Origin of the sequence: Bacteroides sp. HMSC067B03 (assembly GCF_001811315.1) — a bacterium.
In the GTDB taxonomy this organism is placed as follows: Bacteria; Bacteroidota; Bacteroidia; order Bacteroidales; family Bacteroidaceae; genus Bacteroides; species Bacteroides faecis.
In genome coordinates this window covers 121492-146929 of record NZ_KV804412.1, presented here as the reverse complement: position 1 = coordinate 146929, position 25438 = coordinate 121492, and the positions used below count along the sequence as shown (strand labels likewise).

The window sequence follows — 25438 nt, the reverse complement described above, 5'->3', positions numbered from 1 at the left end:
AATTAACGCCCGATAATGACCTCGCAAACCTTATCCTGAAAAGCCCTTGCCTTAGCTGCCGAAAGCACATTCTGATTCATAATAGCAAAAGCCACTTCATGTCCGTTCTTCATCTTCAGATATCCGGCAAGCGCGTTGATAGCAGTAAATGAGCCGGTCTTTGCATGGACATTTCTGAATGCGGAAGTATTCTTCATTCTGTTTTTCAACGTTCCATCTATCCCGGCAACAGGAAGAGACTTATACAGTTTCTGAAAAACATCTGTTTGCGAATAAGCATATTTCAAGAAATCGACCAACAGGGCGGGAGAGAGGTAATTATAATTAGACAGTCCGCAACCGTCCGCAATCTTATAGTCCTTCGGATCGTGTCCAAGTTTACGGATCAGCTTCATAATTTCGACAATACCATCTTCCGCCGTCACATGTTTCTTTCCGGTGGCTTGTGACGCAATACGGCAAAGCATCGCTTCCGCATTCAGATTATCACTTTCCTTCATCAACTGGTTCAGCACTTTCTGTACCGGAGTCTCCCAACGAGCCATTTGTTCAACTCCATCCGCCGGTAATTCAGTAAAACCATACGATTCGGGGACTACGATTCCTTTCGCACGGAGACGTTCCAGAAAGGCATGCATAAAGAAACTTCCTGAATCATAGACGTTTACCAGATCCTTCCTAAACGTAGAAACATTCCCTGTTACGGTCAGATTATTCCCGTTAGTCAGCCAATCTCTCGATAACGAATACTTTCCGGCAGAAGGAGTACGTGTCTTGGTCCGATTCGTCATTGTATAATAAGAAGATGCCGGCTTGCAGGATATACTCGCCGTATCTCCTTGCTGGGAACCGGGAACTACCGTCACCTCTACAGCACCCTTACAGAACATCAATGGAGATAAATAAGGCTGATAAGCCTCCGGAGTATCATCCCATGCCCATCCATGTCCCCAATAAAGAGAGTCTTTCATCGAAACATCACCATATACCTGTCCGCTGATGACCGAAAAAGGGAAGGTGATTACTTCTTCTATCAATGAATCCATCATCAGACTATCAAATTCCGGATCGAATCCGCCGACAACGTACAGGTTGCCCTGCAACGTGTCATGTTCTATCACGCCATCATACCATACTTCCGTACAGAAAGGATTGTCCGCGTCGGAACGGGAGAGCGCCGTAACAGCAGTCAGCAACTTCATGGTAGAAGCCGGACGGGAAAGTTTCGTATCATGATAGGTATAGAGGGATTTCTTTGCCGTCAGGTCATATACGGATATGCCGACTTCGGACGCTTCGGGAAGCATTTTCCGAACCAGAGAATCTATTTGGGAAAGATTTGCCTGTCCCCACAAGGGAAGAAGGCATACTGACAAAACAGCTAATAAAAGACTTTTCTTCATGCTAAACAATTTATGGCAATAAAGGTGGTCCTTTTCCATAACCACCCCTATATGCCCTGGCTTTTGCCGTCAGGAGCTATCAGCACATAATGAAGAATCCCCCCGTGCCTGATAACTTGCGGCAAAACCGATGCAACCATTATAACGCTTCCCTGAAAATCTCCCCTACCGTAGGATGAGGGAAAACGATCTTTTTCCATGCGGCAGCAGTCAGCCCAAGCTCGATAGCTGTTCCGGCAAGTGTGATAATCTCCGAAGCAGGATTACCCAGTACGTGTGCACCAATCACCCGTTCCTGTTCGTCCAGCAGTACCTTGCAAACCCCGTTCACTCCTTCATTCTCTGCAACGAAACGACCGGAATAAGCCATCGGAAGTTTCACTACCTGATAAGTAATGCCTTTTGATGAGGCCGATTCTTCCGTCTCACCGACTCCGGCAATTTCCGGATTTGTATAGACCACTCCCGGAATAGCGCGATAACTCATAGCGTCTTCTTTACCCAGAATAGTATGCACAGCCACTTCCGCTTCACGAACAGCTGTATGAGCCAGCAAAGAGAACCCTGTCAGATCACCGCAAACATAGACACCGGGCAATGAAGTCTGCATCTTCTCATTGACCCTGATAGCACCACGCCCGGTTTTATCCGGATTCAGATTTTCAAGTCCGAAACCTTTTGTCACGGGACGACGTCCGACGCTCATCAATAGTTTCTCTGCCGTAACACTACCATTTCCTTCCGAATTCTCATACGAAACCACCGCACCTTCTTCCGTCTGTGATAAAGCGACAACTTTAGTGCTGAGCAAAAACTTAACACCCCGCTTCGCATAATCGGCACGGAGCAGGCCGGACAGTTCTTTATCCATTCCCCCCAGAATCTCATCCATCATCTCGACCACCGTCACTTGCACACCCAGGCTATTAAAGAACGATGCGAATTCCATACCGATTACTCCACCACCGACAATAACCAGAGAAGCAGGCAGTTCCTTACTATCCAGCGCATCCCGATGTGTCCAGTAATTCACCGTTTCCACACCGGGAACAGGAGGGATAAAAGTTTCGGAACCCGTACACAGTATCAGATTTTCCGTTTCATAGGTTTCTTCACCGCAGCGAACAGTGTTCTTATCTATGATCTGTGCCTCTCCCGTCACCATCGTTACATTATTGGAAGTCAGCTTCGCTTTGACACCCAATACCAACTTGCGCACTACTTTGCTTTTACGGGCAATGATTTTAGGCAAATCGAAGGAAACTTCGGAAACATTCACCGCATATTTCGAGGCATGCCGCGCACTGTCATAAGTCTTGGCCGAATACAACAATGTTTTTGTCGGGATACATCCTTCATTCAGGCAGACACCGCCCAGACTGTTTTTCTCGATCAGCAATACGCTCAAACCGGCTTTACCGGCAGTTTCGGCAGCTGTATATCCTGCGGGACCGCCACCGATGATAATAACTTGGTATTTCATAGATATAGAATTTATTGTTCCATTTTCTTTTTAATCAACTCCACAAACTCATGTTCCTTGACAGGCATTACCGAGGCAAACTTCCCGTTTCCATACTCTATCAGCACATAGTTCGTCACCGAAAACTTTCCGAACTTCATGGAATGATACTTCCTGATAGCGGTAATTTCGGCAATGGGGATTACTTTTTTACGGATAAACCGTCCCATAGATATCTCCAGATTGCCATCGGCAGACACGGTATAAACCGTATGAATAATCTGTTCGATCACTACAATAAGCAGAAGCATCAACAGCACTGCCGGCAAGATATATTTACACCACAAAGCGCCGACGGCATTTACAGTAAGCACCAGCAACAGAAAATAGTGGTACCAGGCAATGCGGGCATGAAAAATTCGATTCATTTTGTCAATTTTTTGCCTGCAAGGTAGCAATTTTATGAATTAGTGACAACGAAAAGAACAACGAAGTAACTTATTTTGTAGCTTTGCGGTGAGAAATAACAAAACTATGGTAAGAAAATTCGATTTCCTCGTTATCGGCTCCGGAATTGCCGGTATGAGTTTTGCGCTCAAAGTAGCGCACAAAGGTAAAGTTGCTCTTATCTGTAAAAGCGGGCTGGAAGAAGCCAATACGTACTTCGCCCAAGGAGGGGTGGCGTCTGTCACCAACCTTCTGGTAGATAATTTCGACAAACACATTGAAGACACGATGATTGCAGGAGACTGGATCAGTGACCGTGAAGCAGTAGAAAAAGTAGTGCGCGAAGCGCCTGCGCAAATTGAAGAACTTATCAAGTGGGGGGTAGACTTCGACAAAAACGAGAAAGGCGAATTTGACTTGCACCGCGAAGGAGGGCATTCCGAATTCCGCATTCTTCACCATAAAGATAATACGGGAGCAGAAATTCAGGACAGCCTGATCAAAGCCGTACAGCGGCATCCGAACATCGAAGTGATTGAGAACCAGTTTGCCGTTGAAATCCTGACACAGCATCACTTGGGAGTGACCGTTACCCGCCAGACACCGGACATCAAATGTTACGGTGCTTACATCCTCGACCCGAAAACCGGAAAAGTAGATACATACCTCGCCAAAGTGACTTTAATGGCCACCGGTGGAGTAGGGGCCGTTTATAAAACAACCACCAACCCGCTGGTCGCTACCGGAGACGGTATCGCCATGGTCTATCGCGCCAAAGGCACGGTAAAGGACATGGAGTTCGTACAATTTCACCCTACCGCCCTCTATCATCCGGGCGACCGCCCTTCTTTCCTGATTACGGAAGCAATGCGCGGCTACGGTGGTGTACTCCGTACAATGGACGGCAAAGAGTTCATGCAGAAATATGATCCCCGTCTTTCACTTGCCCCGCGTGATATCGTCGCCCGTGCCATCGACAACGAAATGAAAAACCGGGGAGACGACCACGTCTATCTGGACGTTACCCACAAAGACCCGGAAGAAACAAAGAAACATTTCCCCAATATCTACGAGAAATGCCTCAGCCTGGGTATCGACATCACCAAGGACTATATCCCGGTAGCTCCGGCTGCCCATTATCTTTGCGGCGGTATCCTCGTAGACCTGAACGGGCAATCTTCCATCGAACGCCTTTATGCCGTGGGAGAATGCTCTTGCACCGGACTTCACGGTGGCAACCGTCTGGCTTCCAACTCACTGATCGAAGCTGTCGTATATGCCGATGCCGCCGCCAAACATAGCCTGGAAGTGGTAGACCAGTATGCTTACAACGAAGCTATCCCCGAATGGAACGATGAGGGAACACGCTCACCGGAAGAAATGGTCCTGATCACACAAAGCATGAAAGAAGTCAACCAGATTATGAGTACCTACGTAGGTATTGTCCGCAGTGATCTTCGTCTGAAGCGTGCCTGGGACCGACTGGATATTATCTACGAAGAGACTGAAAGTTTGTTCAAACGCAGCGTAGCTTCCAGAGAGATCTGCGAATTGCGTAATATGGTCAATGTTGGCTATCTGATTATGCGCCAGGCAATGGAACGCAAAGAAAGCCGCGGATTACATTATACGATTGATTATCCACATGCAAAAAAGTAATCGTGAAAACACTAACTAAACTATTTATTCTTTTAATCATTATGGCAGGGATATCTTCCTGCTATCCTCCCAGTATTCCTTTGAAACAAGGAAAAGCGGAAAATAATGAAACTTACAAAATCAGTTATCTGTTCGAGCATGACGGAGTTAAAGTCTATCGCTTTACGGATAGGGGAAACGATGTATACTTTACGACAAAAGGCGATGTGACCAGCATCAAAAACGATTCTACGGCTGAAAGGACTGTAACGTTCCACAAAGAAGATACTGTCAGATAAAAGACAAGTTTCTAACCATAAAAAAAATGCCGCTTGCAGAATTTCCGCAAGTGGCATTTTTTTATCTAATAAACGCTTCTATTAATAGTTTTCTTTCTTCACTTCGAAATATGCTTGCGGATGCAGACATGCCGGGCAAACTTCAGGAGCTTCCTTACCGATTTCGATATAACCGCAGTTACGGCACTGCCATACTACTTCGCCTTCTTTAGCGAATACAGTCATATTTTCGATGTTGTTCACGAAAGCTAGATATCTTTCTTCATGACCTTTCTCAGCGATTGAGATATTACGATACATAGCAGCAATCATCGGGAAACCTTCCTGTTCTGCTACATCTGCGAAGTGAGGGTAATCCAGTGACCATTCTTCGTGTTCGCCGGCAGCGGCAGCGCGAAGATTTTCGAGTGTATTGCCGATCACACCAGCCGGATAGCTGGCAGTAATTTCAACCATGCCACCTTCCAGGAACTTGAACATACGTTTTGCGTGTTCCTTTTCCTGATCAGCTGTTTCTGTGAAGATTGCTGAAATTTGTTCGTAACCTTCCTTCTTTGCAACACTTGCAAAATAAGTGTAACGCATTCTTGCCTGTGATTCTCCCGCGAATGAAGTCAACAGATTTTTCTCTGTCTGGGTTCCTTTGATACTCTTAGTCATAATTCTATTATATTTTAAAATTGGTTATTACCAAACGTAACTTGTCGTACTACTTATAACGCAAATATAAGAGATTTGTTCGTAATAAGTCTCCTTTTCTTAATGAATAAAAACTATCAACTCATAGACAAAACCTATCAACAATCAAATAGCATGTTGCTAAACATACTTATTTCGATTATTTTATGTAATTTTGCAACCTCTACTTTACAAAATAGCAAAAGCACATGTAACAATTCACAGAAATGAAGTTATTTGAATTTAAACCCAAATTGGTTTCTTGTTTAAAGAATTATTCGAAAGAAACGTTTATGGCAGACCTGATGGCAGGTGTCATCGTCGGTATCGTGGCACTTCCGTTAGCTATTGCCTTCGGTATTGCTTCGGGAGTATCGCCCGAAAAAGGTATTATCACCGCTATCATTGCCGGATTCATCATCTCTCTGATGGGAGGAAGCAAGGTCCAGATCGGCGGACCGACAGGAGCTTTTATCGTTATCATCTACGGCATCATCCAGCAATATGGTGAAGCCGGACTGATTGTAGCTACACTTATGGCAGGTATCATCCTGATACTGTTAGGTGTATTCAAACTCGGAGCGGTCATCAAGTTTATTCCGTATCCCATCATTGTCGGTTTCACCAGTGGTATCGCCGTTACTATTTTCACTACGCAGATCGCCGATATCTTCGGATTGTCCTTCGGAGGTGAAAAGGTACCGGGGGATTTTATCGGGAAATGGATGATTTATTTCCACCATTTCGACACAATAAACTGGTGGAATACAATTGTCAGCATTGTCAGTATCATTATTATAGCGATTACTCCCCGGTTCTCCAAAAAAATTCCCGGTTCGCTGATCGCCATTGTAGTGGTGACACTTGCCGTTTATCTGATGAAGACCTATGGCGGAATCGACTGCATCCAGACTATCGGTGACCGGTTTACTATCAAGTCGGAGTTGCCCGATGCTGTAGTGCCTGCCCTCAACTGGGAAGCTATCAGAGAATTGTTTCCGGTAGCTATTACCATCGCTGTGCTGGGAGCTATCGAATCTTTGTTATCCGCCACCGTAGCGGACGGTGTGATCGGCGACCGCCACGACTCCAACACGGAACTTATCGCACAGGGAGCCGCCAACATCGTAGCTCCTTTGTTCGGAGGTATTCCCGCTACCGGAGCGATTGCCCGCACAATGACCAACATCAACAACGGAGGTAAAACTCCCATTGCCGGAATTATCCATGCAGTAGTACTGTTGCTGATTCTTCTGTTCCTGATGCCGCTGGCTCAATACATTCCGATGGCATGTCTGGCCGGAGTACTGGTGATTGTATCTTATAATATGAGCGGATGGAGAGTCTTCAAGGCATTACTGAAAAATCCAAAATCGGATGTTACCGTATTGCTGATCACTTTCTTCCTTACCGTTATCTTCGATTTGACAGTCGCCATCGAAATAGGATTGATCATTGCCTGTGTCCTCTTCATGAAACGTGTCATGGAGACTACAGAAATCTCCGTAATCACAGACGAAATCGACCCGAACAAGGAATCGGATATTGCCGTGAATGAAGAGAACATCATCATCCCCAAAGGGGTGGAAGTGTATGAAATCAACGGGCCTTATTTCTTCGGCATCGCCACAAAGTTTGAAGAAACCATGTCGCAACTGGGCGACCGCCCGGATGTGCGTATCATCCGTATGCGTAAAATACCGTTCATCGATTCTACCGGTATCCACAACCTGACTACGCTATGCGAAATGTCAAAGAGGGAAAAGACGACCGTCATCCTTTCCGGAGTCAATGAAAAGGTACACAAAGTACTGGAAAAATCAGGATTCTATGAATTGCTGGGAAAAGAGAACATTTGTCCGAATATCTATGTAGCACTGGACAGAGCCAAAGAAGTGATGCAGTAAAAAACGACAGATGATAAAATAAAGAAAGAGCCATTTTACACCTGATGACCGGGTTAGATGGCTCTTTTTATTTGAGGGGGTGTCAAGTTATAAGCTGCACAGTCAGGTTCGTTTATTAGACGGACCTTCTCTACTAATACATCCCGGAATGAGAATATACTAAAATTCTATTCCATAAAAATGCATTCGCCCGATTTATCCGCTAATGCAACCCGACACCCAGCTGTCTTTTTTGTGTACCCATTACCTCATCAGACTTTTAAAAACAGACCACGTTTATACATCATTCTCAACAGGAAGAAAAGAATCAGATAATTAGCAAACGTGAGCCATATGGGATAATAATCTCCTATATATTGTTTCAGCCCGTAGCTAACCGAATCAGCTATACAACGGAAGTTTACCACTTCACCCAGCAGGTAAGCCGTGATAGAGTTCATGCCGTATATTTTCAGCCAGTTCAGCCCACGGCTGTGCCCTTTATAGTCAATCCAGTAATAAAACAAGGCCATCAGCAAAAAGCAATAACCACCGGACAGCAACGTCATGCTACCTGTCCACAAACGTTTGATGACGGGCATCTGCAAACTCCAGAGCATCGCCAGCCCTATCAGAAGCACTCCAACGACCGACAATACCTGCACCACCCTTTTACGGTCCGCCTTTCCTTCTTTCATTATTTTTCCGGCAAAGGCTCCGAGCATGACAGTCACTCCGAATGTCAGGCTGCTCCATATCCATGTGTAATTGTAATAGGGTGAAAAGCTCCAGGTTCCGTCTTCATTCCAATAGACACCATCTCTGAAGCGACCCAATACCCATCTGTCTACCTGCTCCGCAAAGTTTCCCGCCGGTGTAAAGTCACCCAAAAATGTCATAGGAATCCAGTACACGAAAAGCAACAACAAGGTTATTCCTATCTGCCACTTGAACGAAAAATGCAACTGGATGACTGCCGCAATAAGATAGCCGACAGCAATAGACTGCAAGGTGTTTGAATAGAGATAAATATGCTTGCCATCCAGTCCCAGCAGATTTCCCTGAACGATCATCCCAAATACAAACAGCAGAAATACCCGTTTCAGAATCCTCCGGTAGACAGGCCGGTAACTGCCGGAAGTCCCGATGTACTTAGACAGTGAAAACGGCATCGAAGCTCCCGTCATAAACAGGAACAACGGCATCACAAGGTCCCAGAAACGGAACCCTTCCCACACTTCATGGTCAAACTGATAAAGGATATCATTGAGAAATGGCAGATTCAACTGTCGCACCAATGCTGCAAACACCGGCTGAAAAAAGACAAGAAGAAATAAATCAAAACCGCGAAGAATATCCAGAGAAGCAAGTCTGGATGTGTTATTCTCTGATTTTTTACTCATAGTATTAATATATTATTCAATTAGTATCCCAGGAAACATGGACTGTAACGCATCTTAATACAAATGTATTCAAAACTTCTTTCTCCGGCAAGCCTATGGGGAAGGAAATTGAATCAGTGGAAGAAAAGCAAGATTTGAATAAATCGACCAAAATCTGTCAGAGAATGACTAAATAGTATTATTCCATATTCAAATTAGATTGTAATTTTGTCCCATACCTAAATGAAGTATTTATCAAATTCTAATTAATGAAACAATAGTATGAAAAAACATTTCCTGATTTTTACACTTTCTCTTTTATTCTTTTCACTTGCACAAGGCAAAGTGAGGCTTCCTGCCATGATGGGAGATCACATGGTACTCCAACAAAACAGTTCTGTCAAACTATGGGGATGGGCAGACGGTAAAAAAGTGACTGTCACCACTTCCTGGAACAACCGGACTTACAAGGTAACACCAGACAAGGACGGGGCCTGGCTGGTCAAGGTCGACACTCCTGCCGGGAGTTACACGCCTTATTCCATCACGATCAGTGACGGCACTCGCACCACTCTATCAGATATATTAATAGGGGAAGTATGGATATGCTCCGGTCAGTCCAATATGGAAATGACTATGAAAGGAAATATGGGGCAACCTATCGACCATTCGTTAGAAACCCTTCTGAATGCAGGCAACTATCGCGACCGTATCCGTTTTATCACCGTTCCCAGAACAAAAGGAGTGAAAGAACGGGCAGACTTCGAAGGAGCAAAATGGGAAGTTTCTTCGCCCGAAACAACGATGGATTGTAGTGCCGCGGGTTACTTCTTCGCCAAACAATTGACTGAAACGCTCCATCTCCCTGTAGGACTGGTCATCAATAGCTGGGGAGGTTCACGGATTGAGGCATGGATGACGGAAGAAACGCTGGCTTCTGTGGAAGGTGCAAACATAGAAGCTGCCAAAAATCCCAAACTGGATACGAACAGCCGGCTACAATGCCTGTATAATATTATGTTATTGCCCGTGAAAAACTATACAGCACGTGGTTTCCTTTGGTATCAAGGAGAATCGAATATATTCAACTATCAGCTCTACGCCCCGATGATGACAGCAATGGTTCAGCTCTGGAGAAATGTATGGGAAGCACCGGATATGCCTTTTTATTATGTCCAGATTGCCCCGCACAAATACGGAAACAGCCGGAACATAAATTCCGCCTTATTGCAGGAAGCACAAATGAAAGCATTGAAGACTATTCCCAACTCCGGAATGATTCCTACAATAGATGTCGGCGACGAGTTCTGCATTCATCCTCCTCAGAAAAACGTAGTAGGACTTCGATTGGCTAATCTCGCACTGACCAAAACATACGGTCTCCATAAATTCCCATCTACCGGACCGATGATGACAAAGGTAGAATATTCCGGCAATAAAGCCATTGTTACACTTGACAATGCTCCCTACGGACTTGCACCGGGCAACTGTGAATTGGAAGGTTTTGAGCTTGCAGGAGCCGATAAGAAGTTTTATCCGGCAAAAGCACGAATTGCAGGCCGCACAAGAAACGTAGAGGTATGGAGTGACCAAGTTACCCAACCGGTAGCCGTTCGATATGCTTTCCGCAATTATGTTGACCATATCACCTTACGTAATACGTTGGGTATAGCTGCTTTCCCATTCCGGACGGATACATGGGATGATGTAAAATAAGAACTCTCCGGAACGCCTCCAACAACCTGTGACATTTTTGTCTTTATCTTAAGTATTATACAGGGAAAAACAAAAATGTCACAGAGCTACTAATCAATTATTTATCCCTCAAAAGTCCTCTTTTTTAAGAGAAGTTCACAAAAAACTATAGGACGTTTTTATCTTTCTCTATGAGAAAACTGCACTTTTCCTGTAACAAACAAGATATCAGCACATTAATTACTTATTCCTGGATAGTATCTATTTTTACTTAAGCAATCATTCAGACAGACTTGTGCAACTGATTGATTACACTTCTGCAACACGACAGTTACACAAGTGCATCACATGAATAGATGAAGAAGAAATGACTAAATAGATAAGGAGAAATCATTAATTCATACGGAAGAAACAAGTAAATCGTCCTCATGATTTCGCTCAATGAACCATAAAGTTTTGCCCGCTATTGCAGTAAAATTGAAATGAGAATCAATTAATTGAATGACACCGACTATCATTTCTCTTTATTATTACACCCAAATTATAAAACAATATTATTTGCTTTACAAATATTTATTGCTACTTTTGTCACATGCTTACTTTCGCTTGTAGAAAGAAAGCTTTTAAATTTTGTATTGAGAACGGTTATTTATTGCACTCACCATAGAATCCACTAATTTTATCCACGAGTGACAATGAGTGACGGGTCTCGCGCACAATTGTATATAAACTTTGTTATATACCAAATTGGGCGTGGGACTATCACTTATGTCGTGGAAGGGTCGTAGTGGATACCTATGGTGGCATAAGTAGATAGTTTCCACGTCCTCTTTTTTATAAATCACGCACCAACAGGAAACTGATGCGGCAACCTGACAAAACATGCAATCAGATTTCAAAAAGGACATTATTCGGTTAATGCAATCCACTAAACTCCTTCAGTCTCCACTCTCCGAATTATCGGAAGAAAAAAAGGGAATTGCTTATAACCTGTTGAACCGTTTGGTTGACGGAGCTGTCGATGAAAATTATACCATGCTGGACTATATGCAGATGGCACGTCTTTATTATAATCTTGGGGAACTAAGTAACAATTTATTTGGAGAACAAGACAACCCGCATTATAAAAAAGCTATTCAATATTTAGCCAAAGGAGGTATTGACCTGAGTATGAATAAATGGCTGGAACTAATCAGTTTGCGTGCAATTGAATAAAGATTATTATCCAAGAGAATAGATGATGCTCACTCCCCCAAGAAGAGATGTTCAATACATTTATTAATAAAAGAGACCATTCAATAATCCTAACCAGATTAAATATGTGGAGGTAGCAGACTGAAGGACTGCTTGTGAAAGTACTCCTTCCCGTCTGTCTCCCAAAGAGGATGCCCACAGTTTCCCCACAGGCATCCTCTTTTTATTTTATATATCAATGCTTTACATGAAGCACATTTTAAAATGAATGCATCCTCAGTCGCTTATCAACCAGCATTCCGTCTTTCAAAGTCAGTTCAAACTTCACTTTCCGTTTCGCTTTCAGTTTCAGTATGAACAAATCTTCCGAACCTTCGAGTGATTCCTGTTTTCCCATATTGACGAAAGTAGGATAGAGAGATTTCACGCCATTCGTATGCAATCGGTCGTAAGTCAGGTTCTCCATGGCTTTCATGTTCAACGGTTCCACACCTACAAATTCATAGTCATTCTGGTCGTAAGGCAGAGCAAAACTAAGGGCATTCACCGACTTCAGCTCATTGCCTTTCACACGGATTTCAACGATTTCGTCCTTTTGATACAGCTTCTTCGGAGTACTGATGGACAGAGAACCCGATACTTTCTCCGTAGCTTTCCTGTCGACACCACCGTCAAGTTGAGTGGCCACGACAGAAATGTCATAGGCATCTATCAAGTCATTCAGGTTGATGTCTCCCTTGCTGATGTATCCTTCGAAGTCCGAATCTCCGCGACGCAGGCCCGTGTAGTTCATATACGAAATCAGGTCGTTGCGGTCGATCTTGCCATCATTGTTGATGTCTCCTTGCAGATAACTTGCCGTTCCCGGTACTTTGAATACATACAGCTCACGACCGGAACCATAATTGCCTACACCTGCCGTAATGCTGAGTTTGATGTAACGTGCCGTAGGATGAGCGGTAAACTCAAAGACTTTCACGTCAGCATCCCGCTTCCAGTCGAATGCTCCGGCTTCCGTCCAGTGTTCCTTGTCCATGCTGTAAGATACGGAACCTTTCAGCAGTGTACCGTTTCCGGCATCCGTACGTGGCAGATAATGGAATTTATCCAGTTGGTTAACCGTTTTGAGGTCGATAATCAAATCGAACGGAACTGCACTTACATTATACTTCGTGTGCCAGTTATCTCCGGATTCTGCAAAGTCGAACAAGCGGTTCACACCGGCTCCGCCTTGTGCAGCTGCCGTTGATTCTCCTTCAATGCCCTGAATAGCAAATTCCAACGGGTTCGTCTTTGTCTTCACCTGGAGTTCCGCCCAGTCGGAAACGCCGTCTTTATTGACTGCACGGAGTTTGAAAGAATAGGGGGTATCCGCTTCCAGATCTTCAAACAGCAATTCCGTATCACGTATGGTAGTATAAAGCATTCCGTTAAACTCGATTTCGTAGAAATCAGCATTAGCCAGTTTGTCCCAAGTAGGTTTCAAGGTATATGCTTCTCTATTTTCTTCCGTTATACGGAAATTCTGCGGGGCAGTCAGCACCCCTGTCGATACACGATGGCGGTCAGCCGGTTCGAAGCGGAAACCTTCCATGTTCAGTACCACCTGATTGGCGGTCACATCGACAGACGCTAATTTAGCATGCACCAGCGGATTCTTTGTGATGACTACTTTTTCAAATTCGCTGCCTTTGGTTGCAAACTTATTCAAGTCAGGGGCAGCTTCATACCAGTACACATTCTCACCTTTACGATAATCTTCGGGGGTGTTTACTTCTGTCAGTTTTACCGTCTTGTTATTGATCCGGGCAGAAAGTTTCTTCGGTTTCTCTGTGACGTTGATACGCAGTTCCGTCCTTTTTTCTTTCACAAAGCCGTCAAAGTTTCCGGCAGTCGGGTGAATGGTAACGGTAAGGCGGTTCTTTTTATCTACGTTGGACTCGATGATAGTGGAAACTGACTGTTCGCGTTTGTAGGCTTCGGTCACACCATCGTCATCGTATTCCACGGTTGCCATGTGTCGGTTCGGGTAAAGTTCGTAGATACGGAGGGAGGGATCTATCTCGCTGACATTATTATTGGGATGAGTCATGGGAATAATCGCTCCGCTTTTTACAAATACAGGCAACTTCCAAATAGGTGTTTCAAAATTGTTGAGGATACAGTTGCCTTCGTATTTCTCACCGGTGAAATAATCAATCCATGTACCTTCGGGCAGATAGATGCCGTTACGGATATCATTGCCTTCCTTATCGGCTTTGGTTGCCTGATAGACAGGTGCTACGAGAAAATCCGTACCGTACATATACTGGTAACAGGTAGCCGTACCATAAGTATACGGATTCGGATAGTCCAGGAACATGGCACGGATCAGCGGCATTCCGTCTACCGCTTCCTTGGCAAAGCTATAAGCGTAAGGCATCAGTTCGGATTTCAGTTTCAGATACATGCGGTTAATGGATGTAGCCGGTTCGCCTAAAGCATGGGGGTACTTTTCGTTGGCTCCCCAGCCATCCATATTCAACTGCATAGGAGTAAATGTTTTCCATTGGAAATCACGTATATTGACTACTTCGTTTTTTCCACCGAAGATACCGTCCATATCCGAACAAATGTTCGGCTGGCCGGACAGACCGGAACCGATATAGGTCGGGATGTGGAAACGGATATATTCCCAGACACCGCCTGTCTGGTCGCCCGACCAGATTCCGGCATAGCGTTGCGTGCCTGCCCAGCCATCCAGAGAGATGATAAATGGACGGGCATCACTGCCATAATAAGGCATAATATGTCCTACGTCCGCCACTCCATTCAATCCGAAGGAATAACCGGCTCCTACCCATGCCACGTCAGTTTTCAGTACACGCACGCCGGCATCACGGACTTCTTTCACGATATCACGCTGCAACAAGGCACTTACACCTTCTTTCGGATGCAAGTCCGACTGTGTCCAGAGCCCTATTTCCACACCGTTTTTGCGGGCATAATCTCCGAGACTTTTCAGATTGGCAATATTGCCGTCCAGTGTTTCCGTCTGTCCGTATCCGGCTCCGTAACCGTCATTCGGAAGTAACCATCCGAGAGGCATATCCTGATTCTTGTAACGGTCGATCACAGCACGTGCCGAAAATTGGTAATTGTTCTTTTCGCCGTTCAGAGACTCTTTGATACCGCCATTATCTTTCTGGCTTTCCTTATAACGCTTTCCGTCTTCAAAGAGAATTCCTTTTTCGTCTTCCTTCCAGTAGTCACGATTGTAGGCGTTGAGATGTCCTTCGTAAAAACCGAATTTGGGCAACAGAACGGGGTTCCCCGTCAACTGATAGAAATCATTCAACAAGGAAACGGCTCCGTCGTTGACCATATAAAAAATATCAAGGTAAGAAGAATTGTGAGATAGTTTCACTTTGTTTTTTTCTGTTGCTCCAAAGTCGTACCCGCCTTTTTTGAAAGTGTACCACATCATTCCGTAGCCATTGGTGGACCAGTAGAAAGGAGTAGGAGAGGCCACTCCGCCATCTGTCCAGCTATTCTGGTTTTCGATGGCAATGACTTTGCCTTTATGAGAGAAGCGTCCGTTTTGCACACCACCTCCATAGAAGTATTCTTCGGGATTCTCTTTCAATGTCACGGTCACTTCTTTAGGACCGAATGCTACCGGAGCGACTTCTTCGATGACGCATTTATTTGTCAACAGATTAAAGACTTTCATCAGTCCGGTCTGCTTATTCAATTCAATCCGTACTCTGGCGGTAGTCAGGGTGATATCTCCTCCTTTCTCTTCCACCGTCAGTCCGGAAACTTTGCGCCGGGGCTGGTCGACAAGTATCTGTGCTTCCGGCTTTGCCTCGGGATCACGAATGACACCGCCGGAATTGTCCTGAAAGACACGGAAAATATTTTCTCCGTAAAAGTCGATAGTCATCCGTTGCCGGTTTGAGAACAATACATCAACCGTCGTCGGATTTATTTTCTCCGCACGGAGAATGCCCGATGTCTGTTCCTGCCGGACGGCTGCCGAAGAAACGTCACTCTGATCCGAAGTTACGGATGCTTGTATAGATAAAAAGGAAAACAAAGATAAAAATAGTAAAACGGCAATATGCCTGAAATGTCGCAAATAGAAGGGGGGTTCTTTTTTCATGATTCTATTTATTAAGTATTAGACATTAAGATTGTTAATATCAGATTATAAAATATTACTCGTTCGGTGATAAATACACTTTATCTTCCAGTTACCCTAAAACGGGAGCTGTTTTATTATTATTTATTCACAAATCCCATCAGGATAAGTGGAGGGCAATAGCATGGCACTTTATTCGGGTAACAAGGTGACAGGCATTCAGGAAATACCTGCCAAGATAAAAGACTAAATTCGTGTGTTTCATAATATTAGTTGTTAGGCGTGTTAAAAAATGATTCTCAGGTTAAATTGTCAATAGGATGCCGTTGCCGGAATTCCCGTTTCTTTTATCAGATCCACAATCCGGTCCAGCTCTTCGTGAGTGGCTTTCTGCAGATCATGGTCGGGAGTTTCCCGGTCAATCGTATAGATCATTACTTGCCTCGGGGCAATCTCTTTGACTGCTTCCAGCCAAGGAAGTACAAACTCATCGGATGTGTTATTCATATCTTTTCCCAGATAACTTCCTTTCAGAAACATGGTCTGAATAATACAGTTGCCCTTGAATTCTTTCATCTTTTCGATAATCTTCCTTACGGAATATTTTCCATTGGGACGATCGAGGAGATGAATATATTCTTCGTTTACCGTATCCAGTTTCAGGATATTGTTATCTATCTTGTTCAGTGCATCGAATACGGCAGGGCGGTCGATAAATGTGGAATTACTCAATACACTTACTTTTGCTTTCGGAAAATAATGATCCCGAAGTGCCAGTGTATCTTCTATGATTTCCGGAAAATGAGGGTGAGCAGTCGGTTCACCGTTTCCGGCAAATGTCAGAACATCGGGAGCAGGACCGTTCTGCTGCATATCTTTCAGCTTTTCTTCGAGAGCGGTACGTACTTCTTCACGAGCAGGCAGATGTTTTTTCGGACGATGGTCGGCATTGAAGCCACATTCACAATAAATGCAGTCGAACGAGCAAACTTTACCATCTTCCGGCAATAAGTTGATTCCCAAAGATACGCCCAAACGGCGGGAATGAACAGGGCCGAAAATGGGGGAAGGAAAAATAATAGTCATTTTATTTACGATTTGACGATTTAGTATTAACAATTAAATGTACACTATTCAGATATTCTCCTATGCAGGGCAAAGATACTTCAAAACTTAATACGAAGTTGCATTTGTACGTCTGCTTTTTTATTTCCCTGTATTAAATCGTTGCCGGAACCTATTTCATTCCGGTCGAGATAGATCGTTTCTCCGAACTTAGTTATCAACATCCAATGTTCATTCAGTTCATATCTCAGACGGACGGCACAACGGAATCCACGCCCCTGGAAGGACGGAGTGTAAAATGTATAAAGCAATCCTTTCTCTGATACATAAACACGCGAGTCATAATCGTCTGTAGAAAAATAACTGCCTTGAACGTCAGCAAACAGCCTGGTCCAAGGCAGTTGGGAGGATATCATTTGTGTAACTTGATATCCTTTACTAGCAGCCCTGTCTTGAGAATGAAAATGGTTGTAATCTAAAGTTGTACGACTGCTAAACACATCTCCCCCAAAATAGTTCAAACGATATCGGAGTTGGTGATGAAAAATAGGAAGCGTTAGTTTTTCTTTGCTATCTGTCAAGTCACGTTCTTTCTGTTTATATCGATATTTTAAGTACATCGTCAGATGACTGTGCGGAGTAAACGTAGCCTGAAACAATCCGTCTACGCCATGGGAAGGCTGGCTGATCCGGTATTTCTTCCACGGGAAAGAAAACAGATCGAAGGAAGCAAAGAAGTGCCAGTGCCGAAAAGGAGAGGTTTCCAATCCCAGATAATACCCCTGTTCATTCTGAACCGTACTTCCTTCCCCAAAAGAATGGGCGAACATAGCCCAATAATTATATGAATAGTATCGTTGTACGATCATCAACTGAGTTCCTTCCACCGGTGAATACTGAAGACGGTTCAAAGTAGCACTGCCTTGTTTTCCCATAGCCGTCTCTCCTTGAAAAGAAAAACGATGCCAGCGACAGGCATAGTCTATCCCCAAATTGTAGAACTGATTTCCATGAATGTTGTATTGGGAATAACCTGTTAATTGCGGTTCATAAGGTCGGTTGAAAACATAGTAAATTCCGGTGATACCCAGACGGATACGGTTTTGTTGATAACTTACGTTTCCACCGGTCAGCTGCATGGTGAATAGATTCTTCTTATCGGCTTCTTTCTGACTGCGGTGTAGTCCGGTTTTGTAGATAGAAGTTATTTCGCCATCGGTCAGCACACCGTCCAGCGAACGGTGTGAGTAAAAGCCGGATACACTCCATTGTTTTGTAATGCTTACAGTTGCCGCCGCTCCCCGAAAATAATTAGTTTCGTCAGTAGAAGAATGTTTCTTGATTCCTCCGCTGCGGGTGTTGAAAGAAGAGGCATATACGGTCTTTCCCAGTAAGTAATCCGTGCTAATCACCAGCCCCTGTCCGAAACTTAACCGATAGTTACCAACAGACAATGTTTTTAACCGCCCACAATCTTTGAGTAAGAGATAAAAAGAATAATAATCATACCCTTGACGATTGTGCAGAGCAAAGAAAGGTTCTCCGGCATCCTTCTCCGCAACGAGACCTGCATAGAGCTGATCGCGGTAACGGAAAGCATACTTAACAGAGTTATAAACAGAAGGTCCCAAATAGGTATGTTCATAACCTTTCCGCTCGTAAAACGGTATATCTATGCGAGTTAGAACTTCATTCTTCCCATACTTCATAGCGCTTTTCAACATAGTTTTCCACCGAAAAGACGACTCATTGTTAATAGCTTTGATACATACGAAAGGCAATAGATACTGAATGGTCTGCCTGTCCATATCCTCTATTAACTGAAGTTCATAAAGGGTCTCCATTTGCCCGTGCACATATATATAGGCCAGCAGATGTTCAATCTGAATATCACTGAGAAAAGGAAATTGTTCCAGTTGTTGACGGGTAGCCCGGTTTAAATCTACAGGTTCGTGAAGACGGACGGACAGTTCTTCCAATTCATTCTCCCAGTTGGGTTCATTAACAGCATTATCAACACTATTATTAACAGATAAATCTTCAAAAATATCTTCTATAATACTTTGAGAAGGGTTTTGAGCACTACAAGCAGGAATAATGAACAGGCTGTTTATAATACTTATCAACCGAAATAGTTGAGTAGTTTTCATTAATAAATTATTTGTTTGTACCTTGCGTTTTTACAGACAAGGGCGCAAAGATACTTTAAATAGGTTAACGTCTAAAAGAAATATCTGAATAATAAAATTTTAATTCTATTTTTGTAATGTGAAAAGGAGGCTTAACATAGTAATAATGATGGCGTTTGCTATGGTCTGTTCATCGAAGATACAGGCACAGGACAAGCAAAGCATCAACGGATACCTGGTTCCTATGTGTATCTACAACGGGGATACCATTCCATGTATCCAGTTAAGAACTGTTTATATCTTCCGCCCACTTAAATTCAAGAATGAAAAAGAACGTCTGGAATACTATCGGCTGGTACGTAACGTAAAGAAGGTATATCCTATCTCCAAAGAAATTAACCAGGCTATCATCGAAACTTACGAATATCTTCAGACATTACCCAACGAGAAGGCACGTCAGAAACATCTGAAACGTGTGGAAAAAGGATTGAAAGAACAATATACCGCACGGATGAAGAAACTCTCTTTTGCACAGGGTAAACTCTTGATTAAATTGATAGACCGACAAAGCAATTCTACCAGTTATGAACTGGTAAAAGCATTTATGGGACCTTTCAAAGCAGGATTCTATCAGACGTTCGCTGCATTGTTCGGTGCCAGTCTGAAAAAGGAATATGATCCGTTGGGAGAAGATAAACTGACGGAAAGAGTCGTGCTGCTGGTAGAGAACGGACAAATCTGATTCACCTTGTTATAAGGTTATCAACGTCCTTATTAACCATCATATCTCTATTAAATCTAATTCCACTATCACCATAGGAAAATTACCCCGCTTTATCTGACTTTCAGGGTATTAACAGTTGACTTCTCAGGTGTTAATACACTGCATGACAAGTATTAACAGCTGAGAAGTCAGCTATTAATAGCTGTGATGCCATCTGATAACAGCTTGAAACAGGATGGTTAATAAACACTGAATCAATCAGACTCATCTAAGAGTAGGTTGCTACAATACTCTCTTATCGTCCCACACAATTATGAACAGAAAAAGAATATTGATTAATAGCAAGTTAACTACGATATCAACCACTTATTAACTAATTATTAACCGACTGATTTTATACTGTCAACGCAGCTTTTTGAACAAATCCCAGATGACAATACCCGTTGTTACAGACACGTTCAGAGAATGCTTGGTACCATATTGGGGAATCTCGATACAGCCATCCGAATGATCAATCACTTCCTGTTGCACCCCTTTCACTTCATTTCCCATTACGATAGCGTATCTTTTCGTCTTGTCCAGTTCGAGTTGATCCAACATAATGCTGCCTTCCGCCTGTTCTATCGAATAGACAATATATCCTTCTTTGCGGAGGTTATCAACAGCATCAACAGCGTTATTAACATACTTCCAGTCAACAGTGAACTCTGCGCCCAAAGCCGTCTTATGCATTTCGGGGTGGGGAGGAGTAGCCGTTATTCCACACAGATAGATACACTCGATACGGAAAGCATCCGAGATACGAAACACGGAACCTATATTATGCAGGCTACGAATATCATCCAACACTACTACCAGAGGCAGTTTTTCTGCCTGTTTAAACTCTTCGGCACTGATACGGTTCAGCTCTGTTATTTTCAGTTTTCGCATACGTTCTTCCTTCTATTACATTTCGGTTGCAAAGGTAGTTCTTTTCTGTTAACAGAGGTGTTGATAACGGTTTAAAACCTGTCAAAACAATCGGGAAAGAATTTGAAAAATAATTCTTGCATTATTCAAAAGAAGGTATAAGGGACACTCCTTATGAACATTCCAAAAAACTAAGCCTAAACTTTCTATGCATCCATCAACATATTTTTCAGCACTTATCTGCCTGTTTATATCCATAAAGTTTTTAACTTTGCACTTTATCAACAGGGAGTTAATAGTATTCTCCCATTTGACAAGGCTTACATTGATAATGAAGATAATAAATAGTAAATCTTCTGCTTTACATCCGTTCATAACGGACTCATAAAACAGAAGGATAGACTAATAACTTATCCGGCAAGGAAAATCGTATTTATTTGCTAACATTATTAACAGGCTATCATCACTAACAAAGGATTTTTTTTAAAAGGAGGAAATAAAAGAATATTATTATGAATAATCTCATAAAGGCTATTAAGGAGCTGAAGAAAGAAAAGAATGCAATCATTCTGGGGCACTACTACCAGAAGGGTGAAATACAGGATATCGCTGATTACGTTGGTGACAGTCTGGCGTTGGCCCAGCTGGCTGCCAAGACGGAGGCGGACATCATTGTGATGTGTGGCGTTCACTTTATGGGTGAGACGGCAAAAGTGCTTTGTCCGGATAAGAAAGTACTGGTGCCTGACATGGAAGCAGGGTGTTCGTTGGCGGACAGTTGTCCGGCGGACCAGTTTGCGCAGTTTGTCAAAGAGCACCCGGGGCATACCGTTATTTCATACGTTAACACGACAGCTGCTGTGAAAGCGGTAACGGATGTGGTGGTGACTTCCACCAATGCACGGCAGATCGTGGAAAGTTTCCCCGAAGATGAGAAAATAATCTTTGGTCCGGACCGGAATCTGGGAAATTATATCAACTCAGTTACGAACAGGAATATGTTGCTTTGGGACGGAGCTTGCCATGTGCACGAACAGTTCTCGGTGGAAAAGATTGTGGAACTGAAAGCGCAGCATCCGGAAGCGTTGGTTCTGGCACATCCCGAATGCAAAAGTACTGTGTTGAAACTGGCAGATGTGGTAGGATCTACAGCTGCACTGCTGAAGTATGCAGTGAACCATCCGGAAAATACGTATATTGTGGCTACCGAATCAGGTATCTTGCATGAGATGCAGAAGAAGTGTCCCCAAACAACGTTTATCCCTGCTCCGCCGAACGATAGTACCTGCGGATGTAACGAGTGTAGCTTTATGCGGTTGAATACGTTAGAGAAGCTCTATGAGTGTCTGAAGAATGAGTCACCGGAGATTACCGTTGATCCTGAGATAGCGGAGAAGGCGGTAAAGCCTATTCAGCGGATGCTGGAGATTTCTGCAAAGTTGGGATTATGATAGGATATACAAACGGTACCATCCAGTATGTCGGAAGGTACCGTTTAATGTATTGAAGTGTACCATTCCGTGCATCAGATGGTACCGTTCTTTGAGATGTAATTATCTCATTTAAATTTCATTCATAGCGATATTAGTTTTCTGCTTCCAGACGGATAACGAATCCACCGCCTTTTGCCATATCCATATTCAATATAGTTTTATTATCCACTGTTCTTTTCTCTACCATATATTCTTTAGGTTGCTCATAGGAATTTGGAGCGTCTTTAAAGATAGTTGCCTGATAGGAGACATTGTCTTTCAGGAAGTTGAGGTTTATTTCTGTGGAACGGGCATCCCAGTTGGTCATTCCGCCCACATACCAGTCATTGCCTTTTTGTTTGGCTGTCACGATGTATTCGCTTAATTTTGCTTGCAATGGCAAGGTCTTATCCCATACGGCAGGAACTTTAGAAAGGAAGTCGAGCACATCCGGATATTTATTGTATTCGGTCGGTGAGTCGCACAAATAAGCCATCCATTGATCGTAAATAACAAACATGGATAATTCGTGCGAACGTGTTCCCATGCTCATAGGCGGAGTATTATCTATATCCATTGGTTTGAATTCACTTTGAGTGACACTTCTCATCGATCCCGGAGTATAATCCGCCGGTCCTGCCAATAAACGGATGAACGGGAAACGGGTGTGATATTCGGGAGTTAACGTCTTTTCCCAGAAGTTACATTCCGCTCCTCTTACAGCTTCATAATTCAATATGTTGGGATACGTACGATGCAATCCGGTAGGAACGGGACAGCCATGGAAAACAGCTACCATTTTCTTTTCCGCCAGACGTTCGGCAAACTCTTTTCCCCATCGCATAGCTATCTGGTCATTTCGTTCGAAGAAGTCGATTTTTGCTCCGGATACTCCGTAACTGTGCATTTTAGCGATCCAGTCGCTGGGATTTTCTTTGGCACAACTGGCCCATGTCCAGACGATAATCTTCACATTCCTTTCTTTGGCGTATGAACATAGTTCTTTCAGATAGTCTTCGGACCATCCGGCATCTAAAGTCATATATTCGATATGATTCTTTGAAGCCCAGTCTACGTAGTATTTATATAACTGGAGCGATAGCTGCTTATTTCCACTGGGGAAGTCAACCCCTTCCAGAACTGCTTTATGCCACCATTCCCATGCACTTTTGCCCGGTTGAATCCAAGAAGTATCGGTCAGACGGCAAGGGTCGGCCAGTTTATATACCAGTTCATTATTCAACAATGATTTATCTTCTTCCGAGACAATGATTACCCGCCAGGGAAAGCTACGGTTTCCGTCCGTTTTTGCAATGTAATTTTCTCTGGAGATAACCAGATGATTGGAGTACCAGTAATAAGGATTTGACGGATCGGAATCCATTGTTTCTTTCGGATAGTTAGCCCATTTTCCCCGCATGGAATTGTAGCCGTTGGATTCCATGTACAGAGCCGGATAATCATAGGTATTCGATTCTGTAATGACTACTTTATAGGGAGAATCGGGATATTCGTATAATACCGGAGAAACAGCGAAATGTTCGTAAGGAATTTCCAACGGACCTTTGTACACTTTATAGAGCCTTTCGAAGTTCCTGTATCCCTGATGTACCTGGTGGGTGCGACCGGACTGGTCTTTTTCACCGGAATAATTAGCATCGCATTCCGGATAATAGATAGTCGGAGTAGAAGCGAAATTGAAAATGGCATCTTCACTGATAATCGTTATTTCTCCGTCCAGACGGGTAACGAACTGATAGGCTACTCCTTCATCATAAGCACGTACCACGAGATCGTAGTTATCAGTAAAAGAAATGGTCAGTTCATTATAAGCATCCTGTAATACTTTATTTTTCCCGACAGGTACGTCGATGGTCTGATCGACTTTTCTTTTCTTAGCCGACTTTACACTTCCGTTACCGATTACTCTGCCGTCAGCCAGATGTAAGCCGATGGAAGAGGGGAGTATCAGTTGTGTATGATCGTACCATACTTCATATTGGGTACCGTTGTCTATTTTCAGTTTAATCTTCAGTTTTCCGTCAGGAGAAACAGTTTCGTATTTCTCAGCCTGTAGTGTACAGCTCAGAGAGAATAAACAAAGGAGTATTAAATAACAGATTTTTTTCTTATCCATATGATTCGGTTTTAGTCAATGACAGATAGTTTGTTTATTTATGAGTTTGTTGTAACTTGTCTTTCAGAACGGAAACGACTTGGGCAGCTAAAGCTGAATATCCTGCATCGACCGGATGTGTTCCGTCTCCGCCTGCATAATATTCGGGATGATCGATGACCACTTTCCATAAGTCATTCACCTCTATGCCGGCACGATTGATATGTTTCAGTGCAATTTGGTTACGGACTTTCAATCGTTCGGTGATGGGAGCAAATTCTTTCATACCTTCTCCGGTGCGGACAGGAGTGGTAGTTGCCCAGATCAGTTTTGCTTTAGGGGCATATTTACGGATGACTTTGATTAATTGAGGGAAACTTTTATCATATTCTTCTTCGGTATAATCGAATCCGTGCAAGCCATTATTGAAATGGATAACATCGAACTTGGTGTTTTTGAGTATCACTGCCAGTTCGTCGATTAAAGCCGGATCTCCTACACTTTTCGAATTGGAAAGCCGTCCTACATATGCCTTTTCTTTCAGTGCTTCTTCTACTTTTCCGTAATATCCGCGTGTGATGGAATTACCGATAAGCAATACATGGGGAAGGTCTGTTTTGTTGGCTCCGGGAATCCAGATGTCAGACCATTCGATATATTCGCGTGCAATCTTTTGTTGGGCAAATACGGGGATACACAAAAACAATAGGATGAATGTAATTACGTGTTTCATGATAATTAGAATAAATAAATAAATTTGATGTGTCAAAAGTAGTCAAGAATAAGCTGGAAAGTATATATAAACAGAGCAAAAAA

The 25438-nt window shown here is 43.3% G+C and carries 18 protein-coding genes; 7 read left to right on the top strand and 11 right to left on the bottom strand.

The window, feature by feature from the left end:
- Positions 1-2: 2 nt before the first annotated feature.
- From dacB to HMPREF2794_RS19475, 3 genes are all read right to left on the bottom strand, one after another.
- A complete protein-coding gene (dacB, locus tag HMPREF2794_RS19485; RefSeq protein ID WP_022301305.1) occupies positions 3-1403 on the bottom strand; it encodes a D-alanyl-D-alanine carboxypeptidase/D-alanyl-D-alanine endopeptidase in 1401 nt (466 codons plus the stop codon).
- A 139-nt stretch (positions 1404-1542) separates the two neighbouring features.
- A complete protein-coding gene (gene lpdA, locus HMPREF2794_RS19480) occupies positions 1543-2886 on the bottom strand; it encodes a dihydrolipoyl dehydrogenase (RefSeq protein ID WP_010535935.1) in 1344 nt (447 codons plus the stop codon).
- 11 nt (positions 2887-2897) lie between these two features.
- The gene (locus HMPREF2794_RS19475; RefSeq protein ID WP_010535934.1) at positions 2898-3293 is read right to left on the bottom strand and encodes a PH domain-containing protein; all 396 of its coding nucleotides are present in this window, start codon (positions 3291-3293) and stop codon (positions 2898-2900) included.
- A gap of 106 nt (positions 3294-3399) precedes the next feature.
- Here HMPREF2794_RS19475 and nadB point away from each other — a divergent pair, with 106 nt between their 5' ends.
- Together nadB and HMPREF2794_RS19465 are read left to right on the top strand one after the other, a co-directional pair.
- The gene (gene nadB, locus HMPREF2794_RS19470) at positions 3400-4971 is read left to right on the top strand and encodes an L-aspartate oxidase (RefSeq protein WP_010535933.1); all 1572 of its coding nucleotides are present in this window, start codon (positions 3400-3402) and stop codon (positions 4969-4971) included.
- Between the two features lie 2 nt (positions 4972-4973).
- On the top strand, positions 4974-5249 hold the full coding sequence (locus HMPREF2794_RS19465) for a DUF4884 domain-containing protein (protein ID WP_029425154.1): 276 nt from the start codon (positions 4974-4976) through the stop codon (positions 5247-5249).
- Positions 5250-5330: 81 nt separating this feature from the next.
- Here the strand turns inward: HMPREF2794_RS19465 and rbr are convergent, their stop codons facing one another.
- Positions 5331-5909 (bottom strand): rubrerythrin, encoded by a 579-nt coding sequence (gene rbr / locus HMPREF2794_RS19460; protein WP_010535931.1) that lies wholly within the window; start codon positions 5907-5909, stop codon positions 5331-5333.
- Between the two features lie 245 nt (positions 5910-6154).
- Between rbr and HMPREF2794_RS19455 the strand changes: the two genes are divergently transcribed.
- Complete coding sequence (locus HMPREF2794_RS19455) at positions 6155-7834, top strand: SulP family inorganic anion transporter (RefSeq protein ID WP_010535930.1); 1680 nt, start codon at positions 6155-6157, stop codon at positions 7832-7834.
- 251 nt (positions 7835-8085) lie between these two features.
- Here HMPREF2794_RS19455 and HMPREF2794_RS19450 read toward each other — a convergent pair whose 3' ends face one another.
- A complete protein-coding gene (locus HMPREF2794_RS19450; RefSeq protein WP_070752304.1) occupies positions 8086-9216 on the bottom strand; it encodes an acyltransferase family protein in 1131 nt (376 codons plus the stop codon).
- A gap of 261 nt (positions 9217-9477) precedes the next feature.
- Here HMPREF2794_RS19450 and HMPREF2794_RS19445 point away from each other — a divergent pair, with 261 nt between their 5' ends.
- Together HMPREF2794_RS19445 and HMPREF2794_RS19440 are read left to right on the top strand one after the other, a co-directional pair.
- On the top strand, positions 9478-10911 hold the full coding sequence (locus HMPREF2794_RS19445; RefSeq protein WP_070752303.1) for a sialate O-acetylesterase: 1434 nt from the start codon (positions 9478-9480) through the stop codon (positions 10909-10911).
- 897 nt (positions 10912-11808) lie between these two features.
- Entirely contained in the window at positions 11809-12105 is a 297-nt protein-coding gene (locus HMPREF2794_RS19440) for a hypothetical protein (protein ID WP_238702398.1), read from the top strand.
- A gap of 238 nt (positions 12106-12343) precedes the next feature.
- Here the strand turns inward: HMPREF2794_RS19440 and HMPREF2794_RS19435 are convergent, their stop codons facing one another.
- From HMPREF2794_RS19435 to HMPREF2794_RS19425, 3 genes are all read right to left on the bottom strand, one after another.
- A complete protein-coding gene (locus tag HMPREF2794_RS19435; RefSeq protein ID WP_070752301.1) occupies positions 12344-16228 on the bottom strand; it encodes a TIM-barrel domain-containing protein in 3885 nt (1294 codons plus the stop codon).
- A 291-nt stretch (positions 16229-16519) separates the two neighbouring features.
- The gene (locus tag HMPREF2794_RS19430; protein ID WP_010535925.1) at positions 16520-17293 is read right to left on the bottom strand and encodes a radical SAM protein; all 774 of its coding nucleotides are present in this window, start codon (positions 17291-17293) and stop codon (positions 16520-16522) included.
- A gap of 80 nt (positions 17294-17373) precedes the next feature.
- Positions 17374-19422 (bottom strand): helix-hairpin-helix domain-containing protein, encoded by a 2049-nt coding sequence (locus tag HMPREF2794_RS19425; RefSeq protein ID WP_070752300.1) that lies wholly within the window; start codon positions 19420-19422, stop codon positions 17374-17376.
- A 145-nt stretch (positions 19423-19567) separates the two neighbouring features.
- On the opposite strand from HMPREF2794_RS19425, the gene HMPREF2794_RS19420 reads away from it, so the two are divergent.
- Complete coding sequence (locus HMPREF2794_RS19420; RefSeq protein WP_010535923.1) at positions 19568-20143, top strand: DUF4294 domain-containing protein; 576 nt, start codon at positions 19568-19570, stop codon at positions 20141-20143.
- Positions 20144-20527: 384 nt separating this feature from the next.
- On the opposite strand, the gene HMPREF2794_RS19415 is transcribed toward HMPREF2794_RS19420, so the two are convergent.
- Positions 20528-21055, bottom strand: coding sequence for an RNA methyltransferase (locus tag HMPREF2794_RS19415; RefSeq protein WP_070752299.1), 528 nt, complete (start codon positions 21053-21055; stop codon positions 20528-20530).
- Between the two features lie 491 nt (positions 21056-21546).
- On the opposite strand from HMPREF2794_RS19415, the gene nadA reads away from it, so the two are divergent.
- Positions 21547-22485 (top strand): quinolinate synthase NadA, encoded by a 939-nt coding sequence (gene nadA / locus HMPREF2794_RS19405; RefSeq protein WP_010535920.1) that lies wholly within the window; start codon positions 21547-21549, stop codon positions 22483-22485.
- Positions 22486-22618: 133 nt separating this feature from the next.
- On the opposite strand, the gene HMPREF2794_RS19400 is transcribed toward nadA, so the two are convergent.
- Together HMPREF2794_RS19400 and HMPREF2794_RS19395 are read right to left on the bottom strand one after the other, a co-directional pair.
- Complete coding sequence (locus tag HMPREF2794_RS19400) at positions 22619-24643, bottom strand: glycoside hydrolase family 97 protein (RefSeq protein ID WP_070752296.1); 2025 nt, start codon at positions 24641-24643, stop codon at positions 22619-22621.
- Positions 24644-24677: 34 nt separating this feature from the next.
- Positions 24678-25355, bottom strand: coding sequence for an SGNH/GDSL hydrolase family protein (locus HMPREF2794_RS19395; protein WP_022301313.1), 678 nt, complete (start codon positions 25353-25355; stop codon positions 24678-24680).
- Positions 25356-25438 lie beyond the last annotated feature (83 nt).

What these genes read in the sequence shown, in the direction of transcription:
- dacB (WP_022301305.1), bottom strand. Translation starts at nt 1,403, where the DNA reads ATGAAGAAAAGTCTTTTATTAGCTGTTTTGTCAGTATGCCTTCTTCCC.
- lpdA (WP_010535935.1), bottom strand. Translation starts at nt 2,886, where the DNA reads ATGAAATACCAAGTTATTATCATCGGTGGCGGTCCCGCAGGATATACA.
- HMPREF2794_RS19475 (WP_010535934.1), bottom strand. Translation starts at nt 3,293, where the DNA reads ATGAATCGAATTTTTCATGCCCGCATTGCCTGGTACCACTATTTTCTG.
- nadB (WP_010535933.1), top strand. Translation starts at nt 3,400, where the DNA reads ATGGTAAGAAAATTCGATTTCCTCGTTATCGGCTCCGGAATTGCCGGT.
- rbr (WP_010535931.1), bottom strand. Translation starts at nt 5,909, where the DNA reads ATGACTAAGAGTATCAAAGGAACCCAGACAGAGAAAAATCTGTTGACT.
- HMPREF2794_RS19455 (WP_010535930.1), top strand. Translation starts at nt 6,155, where the DNA reads ATGAAGTTATTTGAATTTAAACCCAAATTGGTTTCTTGTTTAAAGAAT.
- HMPREF2794_RS19450 (WP_070752304.1), bottom strand. Translation starts at nt 9,216, where the DNA reads ATGAGTAAAAAATCAGAGAATAACACATCCAGACTTGCTTCTCTGGAT.
- HMPREF2794_RS19445 (WP_070752303.1), top strand. Translation starts at nt 9,478, where the DNA reads ATGAAAAAACATTTCCTGATTTTTACACTTTCTCTTTTATTCTTTTCA.
- HMPREF2794_RS19440 (WP_238702398.1), top strand. Translation starts at nt 11,809, where the DNA reads ATGCAATCCACTAAACTCCTTCAGTCTCCACTCTCCGAATTATCGGAA.
- HMPREF2794_RS19435 (WP_070752301.1), bottom strand. Translation starts at nt 16,228, where the DNA reads ATGAAAAAAGAACCCCCCTTCTATTTGCGACATTTCAGGCATATTGCC.
- HMPREF2794_RS19430 (WP_010535925.1), bottom strand. Translation starts at nt 17,293, where the DNA reads ATGACTATTATTTTTCCTTCCCCCATTTTCGGCCCTGTTCATTCCCGC.
- HMPREF2794_RS19425 (WP_070752300.1), bottom strand. Translation starts at nt 19,422, where the DNA reads ATGAAAACTACTCAACTATTTCGGTTGATAAGTATTATAAACAGCCTG.
- HMPREF2794_RS19420 (WP_010535923.1), top strand. Translation starts at nt 19,568, where the DNA reads ATGATGGCGTTTGCTATGGTCTGTTCATCGAAGATACAGGCACAGGAC.
- HMPREF2794_RS19415 (WP_070752299.1), bottom strand. Translation starts at nt 21,055, where the DNA reads ATGCGAAAACTGAAAATAACAGAGCTGAACCGTATCAGTGCCGAAGAG.
- nadA (WP_010535920.1), top strand. Translation starts at nt 21,547, where the DNA reads ATGAATAATCTCATAAAGGCTATTAAGGAGCTGAAGAAAGAAAAGAAT.
- HMPREF2794_RS19400 (WP_070752296.1), bottom strand. Translation starts at nt 24,643, where the DNA reads ATGGATAAGAAAAAAATCTGTTATTTAATACTCCTTTGTTTATTCTCT.
- HMPREF2794_RS19395 (WP_022301313.1), bottom strand. Translation starts at nt 25,355, where the DNA reads ATGAAACACGTAATTACATTCATCCTATTGTTTTTGTGTATCCCCGTA.